The 16,153-nt window shown below is 66.7% G+C and carries 18 protein-coding genes; 3 read left to right on the top strand and 15 right to left on the bottom strand.

The features are described 5' to 3' along the window. Window positions 1-26: 26 nt before the first annotated feature. Together J2739_RS25510 and J2739_RS25505 are read right to left on the bottom strand one after the other, a co-directional pair. Window positions 27-620 carry a carboxymuconolactone decarboxylase family protein gene (locus tag J2739_RS25510; protein WP_309906927.1) on the bottom strand — a complete coding sequence of 198 codons (594 nt, stop codon included), beginning with the start codon at window positions 618-620 and terminating at the stop codon, window positions 27-29. Between the two features lie 36 nt (window positions 621-656). Beyond that, complete coding sequence (locus J2739_RS25505; protein ID WP_309906924.1) at window positions 657-1,841, bottom strand: YbfB/YjiJ family MFS transporter; 1,185 nt, start codon at window positions 1,839-1,841, stop codon at window positions 657-659. Between the two features lie 95 nt (window positions 1,842-1,936). On the opposite strand from J2739_RS25505, the gene J2739_RS25500 reads away from it, so the two are divergent. Continuing rightward, complete coding sequence (locus J2739_RS25500; protein WP_309906922.1) at window positions 1,937-2,800, top strand: LysR family transcriptional regulator; 864 nt, start codon at window positions 1,937-1,939, stop codon at window positions 2,798-2,800. 17 nt (window positions 2,801-2,817) lie between these two features. Here the strand turns inward: J2739_RS25500 and J2739_RS25495 are convergent, their stop codons facing one another. The 13 genes from J2739_RS25495 to J2739_RS25435 form a co-directional block, all read right to left on the bottom strand. Beyond that, window positions 2,818-3,354 (bottom strand): DUF4124 domain-containing protein, encoded by a 537-nt coding sequence (locus J2739_RS25495; RefSeq protein WP_309906920.1) that lies wholly within the window; start codon window positions 3,352-3,354, stop codon window positions 2,818-2,820. A 44-nt stretch (window positions 3,355-3,398) separates the two neighbouring features. Next, complete coding sequence (locus tag J2739_RS25490) at window positions 3,399-3,620, bottom strand: 4-oxalocrotonate tautomerase (protein WP_405053953.1); 222 nt, start codon at window positions 3,618-3,620, stop codon at window positions 3,399-3,401. 28 nt (window positions 3,621-3,648) lie between these two features. Continuing rightward, on the bottom strand, window positions 3,649-4,413 hold the full coding sequence (locus J2739_RS25485) for a class II aldolase/adducin family protein (RefSeq protein ID WP_309906918.1): 765 nt from the start codon (window positions 4,411-4,413) through the stop codon (window positions 3,649-3,651). Window positions 4,414-4,425: 12 nt separating this feature from the next. After that, window positions 4,426-5,100, bottom strand: coding sequence for a DsbA family oxidoreductase (locus J2739_RS25480; RefSeq protein WP_309906916.1), 675 nt, complete (start codon window positions 5,098-5,100; stop codon window positions 4,426-4,428). Between the two features lie 87 nt (window positions 5,101-5,187). After that, entirely contained in the window at window positions 5,188-8,106 is a 2,919-nt protein-coding gene (locus J2739_RS25475) for a hypothetical protein (RefSeq protein WP_309906914.1), read from the bottom strand. 14 nt (window positions 8,107-8,120) lie between these two features. Further along, the gene (locus J2739_RS25470; RefSeq protein WP_309906912.1) at window positions 8,121-8,597 is read right to left on the bottom strand and encodes a type III secretion system chaperone; all 477 of its coding nucleotides are present in this window, start codon (window positions 8,595-8,597) and stop codon (window positions 8,121-8,123) included. Window positions 8,598-8,698: 101 nt separating this feature from the next. Then, a complete protein-coding gene (locus tag J2739_RS25465; RefSeq protein ID WP_309906910.1) occupies window positions 8,699-9,463 on the bottom strand; it encodes an alpha/beta fold hydrolase in 765 nt (254 codons plus the stop codon). Continuing rightward, window positions 9,460-9,897: a carboxymuconolactone decarboxylase family protein gene (locus J2739_RS25460; RefSeq protein ID WP_309906909.1), complete on the bottom strand. Its 438-nt coding sequence runs from the start codon at window positions 9,895-9,897 to the stop codon at window positions 9,460-9,462. Before J2739_RS25460 ends, J2739_RS25465 begins: the two co-directional genes overlap by 4 nt. Continuing rightward, window positions 9,894-11,105, bottom strand: coding sequence for a 3-carboxy-cis,cis-muconate cycloisomerase (pcaB, locus tag J2739_RS25455; RefSeq protein ID WP_309906907.1), 1,212 nt, complete (start codon window positions 11,103-11,105; stop codon window positions 9,894-9,896). Before pcaB ends, J2739_RS25460 begins: the two co-directional genes overlap by 4 nt. 8 nt (window positions 11,106-11,113) lie before the next feature. Further along, window positions 11,114-11,950: a shikimate dehydrogenase family protein gene (locus J2739_RS25450; protein ID WP_309907075.1), complete on the bottom strand. Its 837-nt coding sequence runs from the start codon at window positions 11,948-11,950 to the stop codon at window positions 11,114-11,116. Continuing rightward, entirely contained in the window at window positions 11,950-12,990 is a 1,041-nt protein-coding gene (locus tag J2739_RS25445) for a Gfo/Idh/MocA family protein (protein WP_309906904.1), read from the bottom strand. Before J2739_RS25445 ends, J2739_RS25450 begins: the two co-directional genes overlap by 1 nt. A gap of 36 nt (window positions 12,991-13,026) precedes the next feature. Further along, window positions 13,027-13,881 carry a sugar phosphate isomerase/epimerase family protein gene (locus J2739_RS25440; protein ID WP_309906902.1) on the bottom strand — a complete coding sequence of 285 codons (855 nt, stop codon included), beginning with the start codon at window positions 13,879-13,881 and terminating at the stop codon, window positions 13,027-13,029. 28 nt (window positions 13,882-13,909) lie between these two features. Further along, window positions 13,910-14,833: a shikimate dehydrogenase family protein gene (locus tag J2739_RS25435; protein ID WP_309906899.1), complete on the bottom strand. Its 924-nt coding sequence runs from the start codon at window positions 14,831-14,833 to the stop codon at window positions 13,910-13,912. A gap of 161 nt (window positions 14,834-14,994) precedes the next feature. Here J2739_RS25435 and J2739_RS25430 point away from each other — a divergent pair, with 161 nt between their 5' ends. Next, complete coding sequence (locus tag J2739_RS25430) at window positions 14,995-15,780, top strand: IclR family transcriptional regulator domain-containing protein (protein ID WP_309906897.1); 786 nt, start codon at window positions 14,995-14,997, stop codon at window positions 15,778-15,780. A gap of 130 nt (window positions 15,781-15,910) precedes the next feature. After that, the coding region (locus J2739_RS25425; RefSeq protein WP_309906895.1) for an ESPR-type extended signal peptide-containing protein at window positions 15,911-16,153 on the top strand (243 nt) is incomplete at its 3' end.

Raw genomic sequence — 16,153 nt, 5'->3', positions numbered from 1 at the left:
GTCCCGAGCGCGGCCTGGCCTGGCCGCTAGAGCGGGAAAGCTTCGAGTCCCGCCTGCCCCTCGGCGCCCTTCCCCGGCGTGTGCGCCACATTCATCACCCAGCACACCATCACGAAGTACCCCACCAGGGTGCTGAGCTCCACGACGATCTGCTTGCCGAAGCGCGCCTCCACCGCCGCGTAGGTGGGCTCGCTCACGCCGTGGTGGCGCAGCAGCTCGAGCGCGAAGTCGAGCGCGAGCTGCTCGTCCTCGGCCAGGGGCGCGGCGCGGCGGCCCAGGCGCAGCGCTTCGATGGCTTCGGCGTTCACGCCTGCCTTGATCGCCGCCTGCGCATGCAGCAGCCACTCGAACTGATTGCCGACCTCGCGCGCGACCACGCAGGTCACCAGCTCGCGCACGCGTACATCGAGCTGGCTGTCGAAGCGAAGGTACTCGCCCAGGTTGCCGATCCGCTCCATCAGCACGGGGCTTTGCAGCAAGGGAATGAAGGGGCCGAACACGCCCTTGCGGGGACCATCGATCAGCGCCTGGGCCGCCTTGCGCTGGGCCTCGGACATGGCGTCTGCGGCCGGCATCTGCAGGCGCTCGGCCCAGGGGCGGGAATGGCCTTGTTCGAACATGGATGGTTTCCTTTCAGCGAAGAGATGAGGTGCCGATCATGCGGCACGCGCCAGCCACCAGGCGCTGCCCGCCAGGGCCAGCGCACCGATCGCCAGCGCGATGAAGAGACCGCCGAAACCCTGCGCGCTGCCGCTGAGCAGCGACGACAACACCGGCCCCGCCATCTGGCCGATGGCAAAGGCCGCGGTCATGCGGCCCAGCGCGCGCGTGGGGTCGCCGGGGCTGCGCGCCCTCGCCTCCTGCATGCCGGCCATGGTCGCGACCATGAAGGTGCCGCCCACCAGCAGCGCCGCGAGCAGCACGGTGAGCGCCGACAGGTGCAGCACCGGCAGCAGGCAGCCCAGCGCCATCAGCGCATGGCTGCCGGCGAGCACGTGGCGCCGCGCCATTTTCGGCAGGGCCAGGCTCGCGAAGATGGTGGAGATCGCGGCCGCCGCGCCGAACACCGGCCAGGCGGCGCCGAAGACGGCCGGGTCGTCGACCACCGCGCGCGCCAGCACCGGCAGGAAGGTGGCGGGCAGGATGTAGCCGAAGCCGAGCAGGCCATAGCAGATCACCAGGCTCCAGGACACGCCGCCCGCCGTCGCGGCACCCCCGGCCATCGCGGGCGCCGGCGAACCGGCACCGGTCGAGCCGGGCGTGCCGCGCGGCATCAGCAGCGCCACCGCCACGAGGCCCACGAGCGCCAACGCACCGAGTTGCACCCACAGCGCGTCGGGCGCCACATTCGCGGTGCCCGCCCGCCAGCAATAGAATCCGGCGAGCGCGATGCCGGTGCCGACGCCGGCATACAGCAGTCCAGGTCCCGCCGGCCGATCGAAGCGCGACAGCCAGCCCAGGCACCAGACACTGGTGCTCACCAGCGCCCAGGCGCTGGCCACGCCGGCCACGAAGCGAAGCAGCATCCAGGCCGGCAGCGAGCCCGTCCAGCCCATGGCCGCGGTCGAGGCCACGATCAGCGCCAGTGCCAGCACGCCGACGCGCTGCGGCGTGAGCGGAAGGCGCGCCGTGCTGAGCGCGCCCAGCAGGTAGCCCGCATAGTTGGCCGCGGCCAGCCAGCCGCCGGCCGCCACATCCGCGCTGCCGGCACGGATCATGAGCGGCAACATGGGCGTGAAGGCGAAGCGGCCGATGCCCATCGCGATCGCCAAGGCGATCAGGCCCGCCAGACAGATCGCTGCGAAGGAAGGCCGTGGCAGGCTGAGCGAGGGATTCGACATGGGACTCCATTGGACGCAGAATTCACTCGCTCCACAAATGAATTATCGAGAACAACCATTCTTGTTCAGAGAATGAAGACCGAGATGGGAAAGCGATGAGAACGATCGACCTCGACTCCCTGGAAATCTTCCGCACCGTGGTGAGCGAAGGCGGCGTGATCCGCGCGGCGGGCAAGCTCAATCGCGTGCAGTCGAACGTCACCACCCGCATCCGGCAGCTCGAGGAGCGGCTGGGCCAGAAACTCTTCCTGCGCCAGGGCCGCTCGCTGGCGCTGGCCCCGGCCGGTCGCAAGCTGCTGCCCTATGCCGACCGGCTGCTGCGGCTGGCCGAGGAAGCCGAGGGTGAAATGCGCAGCGAGGTGCCGGCCGGCACCTTCAGGCTGGGGTCGCTGGAGAGCACGGCGGGCAGCCGGCTGCCGCCGGTGCTCTCGCGCTATCACAAGCTCTATCCGGGCGTGGTGGTGGAGCTGGTCAGCGGCACGACCGGCGCGCTGCTGAAACGGCTGGAAGCCTTCGACGTGGAAGCGGCCTTCGTCTCGCAACCCTTTTCCTCCGCCGGCTTCGAGACGATGGCCGCGTTCGAGGAGGAACTGGTGCTCATCACCGCGCGCAGCGTGGCCTCGGTCACGCGTCCCGGCGACCTGGCCGGCGCCACGTTGATCGCTTTCGCGCAGGGCTGTTCATATCGTCGTCTGCTCGAGCAATGGCTGGGCAAGGGCGGCGTGCTGCCCGCGCGTTCGCTGGAGTTTTCTTCCTACCAGGCCATGATCGCCTGCGTGGCGGCGGGCACGGGCTTCGCGATCGTCCCGCTGTCCGTTCTCAAGGCGCTGCGCGCCACGGCCGACGTTCGCCAGCATGCGCTGCCCGCGCGCGTGCGCACGAACCGCACGCACCTGGTGTGGCGCGGCACGCCCTCGGTGGCGCTTGCGCGGCTGATCGAGATGCTGGGCCAGGGCTGAGACGCCGTGCCGAACACTCAGCGGCAGATCGTCGTCGTCCCCACCGGCCGGCAGGTCTTGCCGTCCAGGCTCCGGTAGCGGTCCAGCTGGCCGGAGCGGTCGTAGTGGTTGCCCTGCGTGTCGCGACAGCCCGTGGCATCGCAGTTGCGGATGCGCGGGCGCAGGTCGCGTGGCGGCCGGGGTTGGGGATAGGCGCGGGGATAGGCGTAGTCGTCGTCGATCGCCGCGTCGTCGTCGCCGCGATCGCTGCGGCGCGAATCGGTGGGCCGGTCGGGACCGGCGCGGGAGTCGATGATGACCGGACCGGACGGCGCCTGCAGCACCGGCGCGGCGGCTTCCAGGTTCGCTCGCGGCAGCGGGATCGGCCGACCGGCATCGGCGTTGCGCATGTCCGCGGGCGGCGGAATCTCGACGCGGCTCACGGGCCTCGCGCCGGGCGGACAGGCAGCGTCGGTGTAGCTCACGTTGCCGGCAGCGTCGGCACAACGAATCACCTCGGCGCAGGACAAAGTGCCGAACGCGCTCAGGATTGAAAGAACGATGACGCCACGCATGACCGCCCATTCTGCCCCGCGCCACAGCACGGGGGCGTGCTCGCTCAGCCGGCCGGCGGCTGCGCCGGGTCGCTCCAGAGCTTGCCGCCGGTGGCCCAGTCCTGCCTCGCGACGTCGTAGAACAGGATGTCCACGGCTTCGGGCGAGCCGCCGAGCGTGCGTACGGTGGCTTCGGTCAGGGCCTGCGCGAGGGCGCGCTTCTGCTCGACGGTGCGGCCTTCGAACATCTCGACGCGAATGGTGGGCATGGGTTTCTCCAGTGTGATGAGAGCGAATCGTTGCGTCGCCGGATTGTCAGTCGCGATAGCCGGGCGCACTGCGGTCCAGCCGCCGCAGGAGAGCCGGCCATTCGAGGTCGCCGTCCCACGCGCTGCCGTCGCCCACCCACTCGCCGTAGGTACGCGCCGCGAGCGTCTCGCTCACCACGCGCACCGCGCCGCCGGCGGCGGCCATGGCGCGCAACTGCGCCTGTGCGGCGCGCTCGAGCAGATGCATCAGCATCCAGGCCTCGGCCACGGTGCGGCCGACGACCAGCGGGCCGTGGTTATCGAGGATCAGGCCGTCGAGCATGCCGAGCTCCGCCACCAGCCGGCGCTGCTCGTCGGCGCCGAGCGCAAGCCCTTCGTAGGCATGGCGGCCGAGCCGGCGGTGCAGCCGCATCGCGTACTGCGAGGTCGGCTGCAGGCCCTCCGGCAGCATCGACAACGCGACGCCCCAGGGCGTGTGCAGGTGGATGACGCACTCGACATCGGGCCGCGCCGCATGCACCGCGCCATGGATCGCGAAGCCGCTGGGGTTGACGGGCGCACCCGAGCCGTCGACGACCTCCCCGTGCACGTTCACCTTGACCAGGCTCGACGCGGTGATCTCGTCGAAGGTCGCGCCGAAGGGGTTGAGCAGGTAGTGCCCCGGCTCGCCGGGCACGCTCGCCGACAGGTGGGTGTAGATGGTGTCGTCCCAGCCGTTTTGTGCGGCCATGCGGTAGGCGGCGGCGAGGTCGATGCGGACCTCGCGCTCGGTGCGCGGGGAGCGGCTGGGTGTCGGGGGATGCGGAGCCATGCGGCCACGATGTCAGGCCAGCGCCGTGCTGGCCGGCGCGGCCCCTGCGATCTGGCGTAGCGCGCGCTCGAACACCTCCACCGGCTGGCCTCCCGAGATCAGGTGCTGGTTGTCGATGATGATCGCCGGCACGGAGTGGATGCCGGCATCGGTGTAGAGGCGCTCTCGCTCGCGCGTCTCGGCGGCGTATTCGTCACTCGCGAGGATCGCGCGTGCGCGCTGCGGATCGAGGCCCGACTCGGCTGCGAGGCGCACCAGCACTTCAGGATCGGAAGGGTTCTCGCCGTCGGTGTGGCACGCCTTGAGCAGCGCCTTCTTGAGCTTGACCTGCTTGGCAGCGTCCTCGAGCGCGGCCCAATGCAGCAGCCGGTGCGCGTCGAAGGTGTTGTAGATGCGCGAGCGCCCTTCCTTGCGGAACTCGAAGCCGACTGCGGCCCCGCGGGCGCGGATCGCTTCACGGTTCTGGGCCTGCTGCTCGCGCGTGCTGCCGTATTTCTCGTGCAGGTGCTCGTAGGCATCCTGGCCTTCGGGCGGCATATGCGGGTTGAGTTCGAAGGGCTGGAAATGCAGTTCGGCGGTGATGTCGGGGCCCACGCGCTTCAGCGCGGCTTCGAGCGCGCCGAGGCCGACGGCGCACCAAGGGCAGGAGATGTCGGAAACGAAGTCGATTCTGATGTGGGAGGGCATGGGCTGGGGATAGCGACGAGGGAGAAGTCGCCATCATGCGGGCGCGCCATCGCCATGCCTGAACTGCCTCCGCCATGGCCCTATGGGCTATGCAGTTTCGACTGGTTTGGGTAAAGGCACTGCGGTCGGCAGCGGCAGCAGTTCGGCCGGCGACGGCCCAAGCTCCGGGGGTGGCGGCTCCGGCAGATCAGTCGGAGGCGGCGGCGTCAGCGCTGCATGCAATCCGTACATGACATCGCGTGCATCGCTGGGAGAATTTCGAGCCCTTTCAGCCAGTCGATACAGAGCAAGAAGGGGTGCATTGGGGTCCAGCACAGCCACAGCCAACTCCTGAACCAATCTGCCGTATTCCCGGACCGAGCCGCGAATTTCATCAGGGAAAATTCCAATATATTCCTCGTCAGTAAGCAGGTGCGCCAAAAATACCAGCATATCGAACTGCCGTTTCAAGGTTTGCACCACCTCGTCGGCCGCACGCTGGAAGAATTCTACATTTCCTATGCACGCGAAGAGATCTTCAACGGCGATCAAATTCTTTGCGGACGAGCCCGCCAGGAAACTCATAACCTCCTTTTCTTTGAAGTGCTCAGGTTTCCAAAATGCCAGTGCAGGTCTATCAATCAGAAATTTTTTGGTTTTTTCTTCAAATTGTGAAAAAACATGTGGAATAGCACGATCGATATCACCTGCCAATTTTCTTACGGCACTCACTTTATCTATCAGCTTGTTGTTACGCAAGTTGACATCATCCCCTTCTGACTCGGAAAGCGTCGGAGAGAATGCATGCATATGCGAATCAAATTGATCCACCAATCGCTTGAAATAATTTTCATTCGAATTGCTTCGCAGATCCCCTCCGTCGGAGGCAACAAATTCATCGACTGCTGCCTGAGGCGTGGACAATTTGGTGTTCAGGGCCTGCTCGTATAGCAGATTGATCGTTTCCTGACGCTCGGAAACGAGCAACCTGCTTTCATTGCTGCTTCCTGCAGCATCCGAAAACGCAGACACCATCCGCGCATCCCTTGTTGCGTCGTCGATCAGGCGTTGTTCGAATTTCTTCATGCGAATTTGTTTCGACTCGCGATCTCCATTGCCAAAATTCTTTAACTGCCTTTCGATTCTTTTCGCAGCAGCCGCAACTTTAGAAGCTATTTTTGAACTGAAAGCTGCAATACGACCATCAACATCTTCTTTCCTGGCGACTCCCAAGCCTGAGAATGGTTCTCGTGGAGGGTAGAGAACACGAGGCTTCGCGTTCATCTCGGCAATTGCCTGCAGAATTTCAAGATCAGAGATCTTGCCAATTTCATCTCGATGAGCCGGCGACCAATTGACAGGAAGCGGCGGCGGTGGCGAGTTTGGAGGTGACGCCAAATTGCCAGGGACCATCGATCCATTGACAAGCGGCGGAGTCACGTTCGAGGGAGGTGGCGGTTCGTCTTCAGGAGGTCCAACCGGCGCCGGCGGGCCATCAGGGATTGCCGCTGAAACGTTGGGCGAAATGTTGGCCGCAGGCTGGGAGGATGGGTGGGACTCGCCAAGCAGCGCCGCCACTGCGGCTTTCGCCAGAGGGTCCAGCTGAGACGACACCGTGGCGTCGGGCTTGGGTTTGCTGGGCACGCCGACCAGGGGCGGGTCGCCATGCGGAGGCAGCACCCCGTTCGGCGGCGAATAGTTAGGCGGCTGCCCTGCGCCGGCGATAGCAACCTTCTGAACAGGAAGCCTAGGCGACTGGACGTGGTTCAGCGAGTTATTGAAAACCTTCTCTACCGCAGCCTTGGCCTGAGGATTCGCCTTTGGCGTTTCAGTGTGGTCGTGCCCAGGCGGCTGCTGGCTGGCAAGCTCTGGCGGCGCAGAAGTGGGCGGCGGTGCCAACTCGAACCCTGGGGCGACCGTGACAGGTTCAGTCCGGGCCTTGGGGAGTTCAGCCTGCTTCCTGGCAACCGCCTCGGCCGTCTCGTAGGGGAAGTTGAATCCCGCAAGAGCCAGATTTCTCAGTTTTGAAAATGGCGAAAATGGTTCCTCAATACTCTTGATCAGCGCTTCAACCGACCTCTTCAAATCCTGGACCTCTTCGGCCCTATTCGATTTGAATTTTTCGTCCAGCACCATCTGCGCCAGCTGCAACGTGGATTCCTGTTCGGCGAGCGTGGAAAGAATGCGATGGCTCGCATACCTGAGCGTGTCGTAATCGCCTGCATGGGCACATTGGAAAAAGAATCCCAATTGAACTTCAAGTTCAAGCCCGGGCCAGCCGGCGATCTTGCTGATGAGATTTTCCTGTTTCGTCGGCAGATCTGCAGCACTCACCTTCGAGGTGAAGGACCGACGTTTCAGTTTTAGCTCGCCGGCCCTCAGTGATTTACAAAGCACTTTGGCGTGCTGGTTCACGCCGCCAATCTTGTTTAACAAGGCTCCGTGGAGGCTTTCAGGCCCGTTGTTCTGCCCGACCTTGCCATCGGATGTCGCCTGCATTTCCCGGATATCGCGCAGAAAATCGGTCAGTGCGTCACTGCTGACGCCCGGCACATTCTCATGCGCCGCCTTCACTGCATTCTCGGGCCCGGCTTTCCTGACGTCATCGATAATGGCTTGGCAATCTTTTTCGATGTCGCGCATCTTGATGCAATGCTTCGGTCTGCTTGCCTTCAGCACCTGATAGATACCCAGCGCCGCATAGGTCTGGTCGGGCCTGCTCGTGTCGATCGAAAAAACCAGCTTTCGCAGATAGGCCTCAGCCTCGTAATAATCCTTGATTCTCCGAGGGCTGACGGTATACAGAAACCCCTTCACCCCGTGCTTTTTAGCTCGCTGGGATATATGGATGATATTGCCTCGTTCCGTTCCGTCGATGGTGCCTGTGGCTTTGTCGTCTGGTTTTCCGACTAGTATCGTTTCCTGACCCGCTGGCTGATCCGTTTTCTCCGATTTCAAAACGCCTGAGAGCGTTTTCACCAGACTGAAGGTGCTCTGTTGCGGATGACTGACTCTATTGCTACCCATGACAATTCTTCTCCTCAGATTCGGGCAGCCATGTGCGCCATGGCGGGAGCGGATGCGGGAATGGCGATTTCTTCGCTGGTGACGTAGCCTTCCCACCATTGCGCCACTGCGGCAAATTGTTCGAGGATGCGCGCGAATTCGCCGGCGCTGACGCTTTCCCGGCTCAGCTCGCGTACGAGAAGCAGGTCCCCCTCCTCGCCGCCCATGCCGATGCGGGCGCCGCCGGTGTCGCGCCACAGGGTGTTGTAGGAAAGTGCGGTCTTGTGGACCTGCGCTGCACGGCCGGCCGGCGGCGTGCCGATGTCGGCGCTGAGGACCAGTCGCGAGGGGTCCTCTGCCCATTCGACCAGCACCAGCACGGTGACGTCGCTCTCGAAGGCGAGTGTCCAGGTGGATTCGTCATCCTGGACGATGACGGAAAGGTTCTCCGTCTCCGGGCCGATCTCGCCGAGGCGTTGGCTGATGTATTCGGGATCGAAATGGAAATTCACTGGCGCTGACTCCGGCAGGGGGAAAGGGGATGAGTCCCTCTTGCGCGAGGGCTTCCTCCTGCCTGAGTAACGCGGAAGACTCTAGCGTTCCAAGGACGCCTTCAGAGGCTGCGCCAAAAGTCGACCAGCAGTTGGGCAAACTGCACCGGCCGCTCGACGGCGCTGAGGTGCGCCGCGTCGATGCGGACCAGTTTCGCGCCGGGAATCGCCTCGGCCATCGCCTCCGACATGGCCGGCGGCGTGGCCTCGTCCTGGTTTCCGGCAATCACCAAGGTGGGCGTGCGGAAGCCGCGGTTGCTCTCGCGGAAGTCGATGGCCTCCACGGCCTCGCAGCTGGCGATGTAGCCGGCGGCATCGGTGGCGACCAGGGTGTCGCGCAGACGGCGTGCCGCCTCGGCGCCTTCAGGCGTGACGGTGTAGGCCGGCGTGAGCCAGCGCGCCACCGCGCCGGACGCGATGGCCGCCACGCCCTGGGCCTGCACGGTCTCGACCCGGGTCCGCCAGGGCGCGCGATCGGGGTACCAGGCCGAGGAGTTCGCGATCACCACGCTGCGCAGCAGTTCCGGATGCTTTGGCGCCAGCGCCTGCGCGGTCATGCCGCCCATCGAGAGCCCGACGAAATGCACCGGCTCGCCCTCGGCCTCGCGCGCGATCAGCGCGGCCGCATCGTCGGCCAGCATCTGCATCGTGAGCGGCCCCGGCACCACCTCGGAGGCGCCATGGTTGCGGTGGTCGTAGCGCACGACTGTATGGGCGCGTGCCAGCATTTCGGCCACGCCATCCCACATGTGCAGGTCGCAGCCGAGGGCATGGCTGAGCACGACGATGGGGCCCTCGCCCTCGCGCAGCACGTTCAATCGAGTCATGGCTTGTCCTCCTTCTTGTGTTCCGCGAGCAGGCCTTTCTCGCGCAGGATTGCTGTGGCGATGCCGAAGGCATGGTTCGCGACCGGCACGCCGCAGTAGATGGCGGCCATCATGATCACTTCCTTGATCTCTTCCGGCGAAAGGCGCGACTCGGGCGGACCGTCGAGCGCCGCGCGCACGTGCATCGCGAACTCCTCGTAGGCATGGATGCCGAGCATCATCGACAGCACCATGAAGCGGCGCGTCTTGTCGCCCAGTGCCGGACGGCCCCAGATGTCGTTCCACGCGTGCCGCGTGATCAGCTCCTGGAACTCGCTGTTGAAGGCGTTGCGGTTGGCCAGCGATTTGTCGACCCAGGCATCGCCGAGGATGCGGCGGCGGTTGAGCAGGCCGGCTTCGTAGTCGCCGGGGGGCGGTGAGGAGGATGCGGTCATGGTTGCGAGTTCGGTTCGTTGAGCTGGTCCTGCAGGACCTCGACCTGGGCCAGCGCGATGGTGGAGGCCGCGCCGGCGAGTGCCGGGTCGAACCATTCGTCCGCGGCTTCTCTCGGGAGCTCGGCACGCAGCCGCTCGAGGTTGCTGCGCATGCGCGCGGCGTCGATCTGCAGGCCAGGCAAGGCGCCGGCCAGGGCGCGCACGCTGCCGTGGGCGCACATCAGCAGCTGCGGCCATTCGCCCAGCTCGGCCTGCCAGGCGCCGAGGGCGCGCTCATGCTCCTGCGGCATGGCGCCCAGCAGGGCCGCCACGCGCTGTGGCGCACGTTGCGCTGCGGCCAGTGCCACCATCGAGGCCACCGGATTGCGCTTGTGCGGCATGGCGGAGGAACCGCCGCGGCCGGGCTCGCTGGGCTCGGCCACTTCGCCGACTTCGTACTGGCCCATGAGGGAGATGTCGGTGGCGATCTTGCCCAGGCTGCCGACCATCAGGCCCAGCTCGCAACCGAGCGCCACCCATTCGTCGCGCTGCGTGTGCCAGGTCTGGCCGGGGTCGCCCAGGCGCAGCTCCTCTGCCATGCGCCTGCGCACCGCGGGCCCCTGCCCTTTCATCTGCGCCAGCGTGCCGACGGCGCCGCCGAGCTGCACCTGCAATGCGCGCCGCGCCGCCTCGGCCAGCCGCGCGCGGCTGCGCACCAGCGGCGCGGCCCATCCCGCGCACTTGAGGCCGAAGCTGGTCACCGAGGCCGGCTGCATCAGCGTGCGCGCAAGGATGGGCGTGGCGGCGTGCTGCTTCGCGTGGACGAGCAGCGCCTGCGCCGCCTTGAGCAGGTCGGCGTCGACCAGCGCCACGGCCTCGCGCGTGACCAGGGCCATCGCGCTGTCGATGACGTCCTGGCTGGTGCTGCCGAAATGCACGAAGGGCAAGGCCTCGGCATTGAAGAGCGCGACCGACTCCTTGAGGCTCTTGACCAGCGGGATCGCGACGCTCCCGGCTCGGCCGCTGTCGCGCACGATCTTGGCCACGTCGAAGAGCTCGACCTTGCAGCTGCCGACGATCGAGCGCGCGGCGGACTCAGGAATCAGCCCTTCGGCCGCCTGCGCATGCGCCAGCGCAGCCTCGAAGCGCAGCATGGCGGCGACGAAGGCGTGGTCGCTGAAGGCGGCCAGGGTTTCGGAGGTGGAGAGGAAGCCCTCGAAGATGCTCATGGGAAGGACTAATAGGCCACCCGCGCCACGGCGCGCAGTTCGTCCGGCGTGGCGCTGCCGTAGCCGAAGAACTCGAGGTAGGCGGGGATCATTTCGAACAGCATGTCGGTGCCGACCTGGACCGCGCAACCCTTGGCGCGGGCGGCTCGCAGGAGCGGCGTGAATTCGGATTTCATCACGACTTCGCCGACGAAGGTCGAGGGCGCGATGCGGTCGATGTCGAAGGGCAGCGGATCGTCCGCCTTCATGCCCAGCGGCGTGGCATTGATCACCAGTGCGTGCCCGGCCGGGTCCTTGGAGCCGGTGGCCACGCGCAGCGCAGGGTAATGCGCTTTCAGACGGCCACCGAGTGCCTCGGCCGATTCGGCACGCGTGTCGAAGAGCGACAACTCGGCCACGCCGGCTGCGGCCAGCGAGGCCGCGATGGCTGAGCCTACGCCGCCGCAGCCCGACACCAGCACGCGCGCGCCTTCGAGCTTGCAGCCCTTGCGCTGCACGCCGCGCACGAAGCCGGCGCCGTCGAACTGGTCGCCGACCAGCCGGCCGTCCGGCTCCTTGCGCACCGCGTTGCAGGCGCCGGCGATCTTCGCCGCCGGCGTGAGTTCGTCGACCAGCGCCATGGTCGTGACCTTGTGCGGCATGGTCACCAATGCGCCGCGGATGTTGGTGAGCCGGAACAGCGAGGCGAAGAAGGCCTCGTAGTCCTCGGCCTTGACCCCCATGGGCACGACGAGCGCGTCGATGCCGCGCGCCTCGAACCAGGGGTTGTAGATCATCGGCGCCTTGAAGCTCTCGGTCGGATAGCCGACGTGCGCGATGAGGGTGGTCTTGCCTGAGATGGTCATCATGATGGTAGGGAGACCCGAAGGCCTGTTCGTGCCGCCTCGTCGACGGCCAATGTGACGGCCAGCGTGCGGAGGGCGTCGCGCACCGTGACGCGCGGCGGCACCTCGCGCCGCACGACGGCGCAGAAATGATCGAGCTGGCGCGCCAGCGGATCGGTCTCGCGGACCTCGACCCGGCTCTCCACCAGCGGGTTCTGCCAGGAGGCCGGCCCCAGGTACTCGTACAGGCGCATCGTGGGCATCTGCAGCGAGCCGCGCGTGCCGGCGATCACGTAGCAGTCCTCATCGGGATGATGGTCGAAGGTGGCGTTCTCGCCCGAACTCTGCTCCCAGCTGCGCGGGCTGGCGGCGGCGTCGGAGAGCATGAAGGTGCCGAGCGCGCCGTTGGCGAAGCGCAGGTTGATGGCGACCGTGTCCTCGACCTCGAAGCCGCGCACGGCGTGGGAGCCGAAGGCCTGCACCTCGACGATCTCGCCCACCAGCGCGCGCAGGTTGTCGATGTCATGGACCAGGTTGATCAGGATCGGGCCGCCGCCCTTCTGCCGGCGCCAGTCGGCGTCGAAGTAGTCGTCCGGCTTGTGGAAGGTGGCGCTGGCTGTCACCGCCACGAGCTTGCCCAGGCGGCCGCTGGCGATGGTGTTGCAAGCGGCTTCCAGGATGGCGCTATGGCGCCGGTGATGGCCGACCAGCATCGGCACGGCTGCGGCTTCGGCCGCTTCCGCCAGCTGCGCGGCCTCGGCCAGGGAGTCGCCTACCGGCTTCTCGACCAGCGCCGGCACGCCGGCCGCGAGGCAGGCCAGCGCCCCCGATACGTGCAGGCCGTTCGGCGTGGCCAGCACCACGCCGTCGAGCCGTTCGGCGGCCAGCATCGCCTCGAGTGCCGGGTACAGCGGCACGCCGGCTTCGGCCGCCAGTGCAGCCGTGCTCGGGTAGGGGTCGGCAAAGGCCGCCAGCTCGCAGGCACTGCTGGCGAGCATGCGCTTCCAATGGGCCCGGCCGACCAGGCCGGCCCCGGCGATCGCGAGACGCAGCTTTCCCATGGCGCTCTCCTTCAGGCTCGTCATTTTCATGCGCTTCTATGCGCCGATGACCGATTCGCTGATCCAGCGCGCGCTCTTCATGCCGCGCTGGCCGACCACCATCGGATCGGAGTTGACGTAGTCGTCGTTGAACACCTCGAAGGTGTAGTGCCCGCAATAGCCCTTGTCCTCCAGCAGCTGCACCAGGTCGCGCACGTCGTGCAGCCCCTCCCCCGGAAAGAGGCGCTGGTGGCGCGCCAGCTCGATCATGTCGGCCTGCCGGTCGCTGTACTCGAAGAAGTAGTCGGCCAGCTGTACCAGGAAGATCTTCTCCACCGGCACCTCGGCCAGCTGCGCCAGTGTCTCGGGCGTGTCGTCGCCGTGCACCGACATGTGAAAGCTGTCGAGGTTGAGGCCCACGTTCTGCCGGTTGCAGCGCCGCACGATGTCCCAGGCCTGATGCCAGCGGTTCACGTGCCGGCCCCATGACAGCGCCTCGTAGCAGATGCGGATGCCCAGCGGCGTCGCCAGCGTGGCCAGGGTGCGCAGATCCTCGGCTGCGCGCTCGGGATCGTCGATGGCCAGCGGCGACGTGGTGGAGCACACCAGCAGCAGGTCGGCGCCGACCAGGGCCATCTGGCGCAGTTGCTCGCGCGCCATCTCGAGCCGGTGCGGTCGCATGGCGTCGGGCGCGCATTCGAAGTCGCGCAACGGCTGGAAGTCGGTCACCTTCAGGCCGCTGGCCTTGACCAGCTCGGCCGCTTTCTCGACCCCGGCAGGATGGGCGATCAGGTCACGCGCCCACAGCTCGACCCCGGCGAAGCCCGCGGCCTTCATGCAGTCGAGCTTGTGGCCGAGGTCGCCACCCATGGTGACGGTGTTGAAGCCGAAGCGATCGAGCGAGATGGCCATGGTGTGGATGCGTTGCGTGCGCCTGGCTTCAGGCCACGCTGTCGGAGTGGTAGCGCAGCGGCGCGTCGATCTCGGCTGCCATCGACTGGGGATAGATCAGCTCGCGCAGGAAGCGCGCGTCCTGGCGCACGCCATGGGCCGCGGCCGTGTGGCCGAAGAAGTCGAGGTAGTACGGCATCTGCTGGATCAGCATCTCGAAGCCGGCCTGCGCATTGAGCCCGCGCGCGCGAGCGGCGCGCACCAGCGGCGTGGGCTGGTTGCGCAGCAGGATGTCGAACAGGGCGGCATGCGGCTCCATCCGCGCCACGTCGAGCGGCAGCGCATCGCCCTCCTTCAGACCCAGCGGCGTGGCGTTGACGACCAGGTCGTAGCCCGCCGGGTCGCTGCTGTCGACCGCGATGGTGGTCGCGTCGAAGAAGGCGTCGAGCTTGGCCGCGACGCCGGCGGCCTTGCCGGCCGAGATGTCGTGGAACGCGATGTGCTCGGCGCCGTTGACCGTGCCGCCCTCCGCCAGCGCCACGCCGACCGCCGCCGCGCTGACGCCTGCGCCGAGGATCAGCACGCGCTTGCCGCGGAACGGAATGTTGTAGCGGTCCAGCGCGCCCAGCAGGCCTTCGCCGTCGAACAGATCGCCTTCGAGTTCGCCATTGGCGATGCGCTTGACCACGTTGACCGACCCCGCCACCCGGCCGAACAGGCCGGCGCCGTCGAGCAGGGTCACCGCCAGCGGCTTGTGCGGCGGCGCGATCACCATGCCGCGCACGTTCTTCGCAAGGAAGGCGGCCTTGACGAAGACCGCGAAGTCGCGCGTCGCCACGTGCGCCGGTGCCATGACTGCGTCGATGTCGAAGCGCTCGAAGACGGCGTTGAACATGCGGGGCAGCCGCACATTGGTCACCGGGTCGCCGGGGATCAGGTAGAGGTCGGTGCTGCCTGCGATGAAGGGAAACATGGGCTTGTCTCGCTCGGTGTTTGTTCGGTTATCGCGCGAATTGCCGGGGAGCGACGCTAATGTAGGGCGCCTGCTTGCGCGATCCAAGGTGAAGGCGAGAGAATAGCGCGCTGATCGTTCAATCGCGATCGATCATCGAACGAATCCAGGGTTTCTCCTCAATGACCATCGATGCCTCCCCTGCCCCGCCCGGACTCGACAAGCGCGACTGGATCGCCGGCCTGGAGCGTGGCGTGTCGATCATCGAGGCCTTCGACGACGCCCATCCGCGCATGACGGCGAGCGAGGCCGGCCAGCGCACCGGCATGACGCGCACCGCCGCGCGGCGCTACCTCCTGACGCTGCAGCACATGGGCTACGTGGCGGGCGACGGCAAGCTTTTCTGGCTGACGCCGCGGGTGCTGCGCCTGGGCCAGTCGTACCTGGAGTCGGCGCGGCTGCCGCGCATCGTGCAGCCTTTCCTCCAGCGCGTGGCGGCGGGCACGCACGAGATCGCCTACCTCAGCGTGATGGACGGGGACGAGGTCGTCTACATCGCGCGCAACGGGCCCAACCGAAGCATGAGCACCGGCTACGTGCTGGGTGCGCGGGTGCCGGCGCAGGTGACGGCGTCGGGCATGCTGATGCTGGCGATGCGCAGCGACGAGGAGCGCAGCCGGTGGCTCTCCACGCACGAACTCACCGTGTTCACCTCGCACACCATCGCGAGCAAGGAGCGGATGAAGCTGGAGCTGGCGCGCATCCGGGCGCAGGGCTGGGCGCTGTCGGAGCAACAGCTGGACCTCAATTCGCGCGGCATCGCGGTGCCGCTGCGCGACCGCCGGGGCGAGCTGGTGGGCGCGCTCAACATCACCATGCCGATGGGCCATGAAAGCAGCGAGGACGCGGTCGCCCGCGTCCTCCCGGTGTTGCGCGAAACGGCGCAGGCGATGCGCAATTTGATCTGAGTCGCACCAGATTTCCGCGACAAAAGATCAGATTTAATTTGAGCCGATCGGCCCAGAATCCGCCCCCGCAACGGGAACGGGACGGCGGCGCTGAAGCCGCGGCTTACCTCCCGGATGCAGGGAGGTCGGATTGAACAAGCATCTACACAGAATCGTCTTCAGCGCCGTGCGTCGCGCCCTCGTGGCCGTGCATGAAACCGCGCGCAGCGCAGCCAATGCCACCGGTGCGACCTGCATCGGCAGCGCGTTGGCGAGCCTGCTGGCTTTGCCTGCGGCGTCACAAATCGTCGGAGCGCCCGGCGTGGCGCCGGGCCTGCGCCCCACGGTGCTGGTGGCACCCAACGGCGTGCCCCTGGTCAACATCCAGACCCCC

Origin of the sequence: Variovorax soli (genome assembly GCF_031454625.1) — a bacterium.
Classification (GTDB): Bacteria; Pseudomonadota; Gammaproteobacteria; order Burkholderiales; family Burkholderiaceae_C; genus Variovorax; species Variovorax soli_A.
This window is presented reverse-complemented; position numbering and strand designations above follow the sequence as displayed.

What these genes read in the sequence shown, in the direction of transcription:
- J2739_RS25440 (WP_309906902.1), bottom strand. Translation starts at nt 13,881, where the DNA reads ATGGCCATCTCGCTCGATCGCTTCGGCTTCAACACCGTCACCATGGGT.
- J2739_RS25510 (WP_309906927.1), bottom strand. Translation starts at nt 620, where the DNA reads ATGTTCGAACAAGGCCATTCCCGCCCCTGGGCCGAGCGCCTGCAGATG.
- J2739_RS25505 (WP_309906924.1), bottom strand. Translation starts at nt 1,841, where the DNA reads ATGTCGAATCCCTCGCTCAGCCTGCCACGGCCTTCCTTCGCAGCGATC.
- J2739_RS25445 (WP_309906904.1), bottom strand. Translation starts at nt 12,990, where the DNA reads ATGGGAAAGCTGCGTCTCGCGATCGCCGGGGCCGGCCTGGTCGGCCGG.
- J2739_RS25430 (WP_309906897.1), top strand. Translation starts at nt 14,995, where the DNA reads ATGACCATCGATGCCTCCCCTGCCCCGCCCGGACTCGACAAGCGCGAC.
- J2739_RS25450 (WP_309907075.1), bottom strand. Translation starts at nt 11,950, where the DNA reads ATGACCATCTCAGGCAAGACCACCCTCATCGCGCACGTCGGCTATCCG.
- J2739_RS25460 (WP_309906909.1), bottom strand. Translation starts at nt 9,897, where the DNA reads ATGACCGCATCCTCCTCACCGCCCCCCGGCGACTACGAAGCCGGCCTG.
- J2739_RS25475 (WP_309906914.1), bottom strand. Translation starts at nt 8,106, where the DNA reads ATGGGTAGCAATAGAGTCAGTCATCCGCAACAGAGCACCTTCAGTCTG.
- J2739_RS25465 (WP_309906910.1), bottom strand. Translation starts at nt 9,463, where the DNA reads ATGACTCGATTGAACGTGCTGCGCGAGGGCGAGGGCCCCATCGTCGTG.
- J2739_RS25495 (WP_309906920.1), bottom strand. Translation starts at nt 3,354, where the DNA reads ATGCGTGGCGTCATCGTTCTTTCAATCCTGAGCGCGTTCGGCACTTTG.
- J2739_RS25485 (WP_309906918.1), bottom strand. Translation starts at nt 4,413, where the DNA reads ATGGCTCCGCATCCCCCGACACCCAGCCGCTCCCCGCGCACCGAGCGC.
- J2739_RS25480 (WP_309906916.1), bottom strand. Translation starts at nt 5,100, where the DNA reads ATGCCCTCCCACATCAGAATCGACTTCGTTTCCGACATCTCCTGCCCT.
- pcaB (WP_309906907.1), bottom strand. Translation starts at nt 11,105, where the DNA reads ATGAGCATCTTCGAGGGCTTCCTCTCCACCTCCGAAACCCTGGCCGCC.
- J2739_RS25500 (WP_309906922.1), top strand. Translation starts at nt 1,937, where the DNA reads ATGAGAACGATCGACCTCGACTCCCTGGAAATCTTCCGCACCGTGGTG.
- J2739_RS25435 (WP_309906899.1), bottom strand. Translation starts at nt 14,833, where the DNA reads ATGTTTCCCTTCATCGCAGGCAGCACCGACCTCTACCTGATCCCCGGC.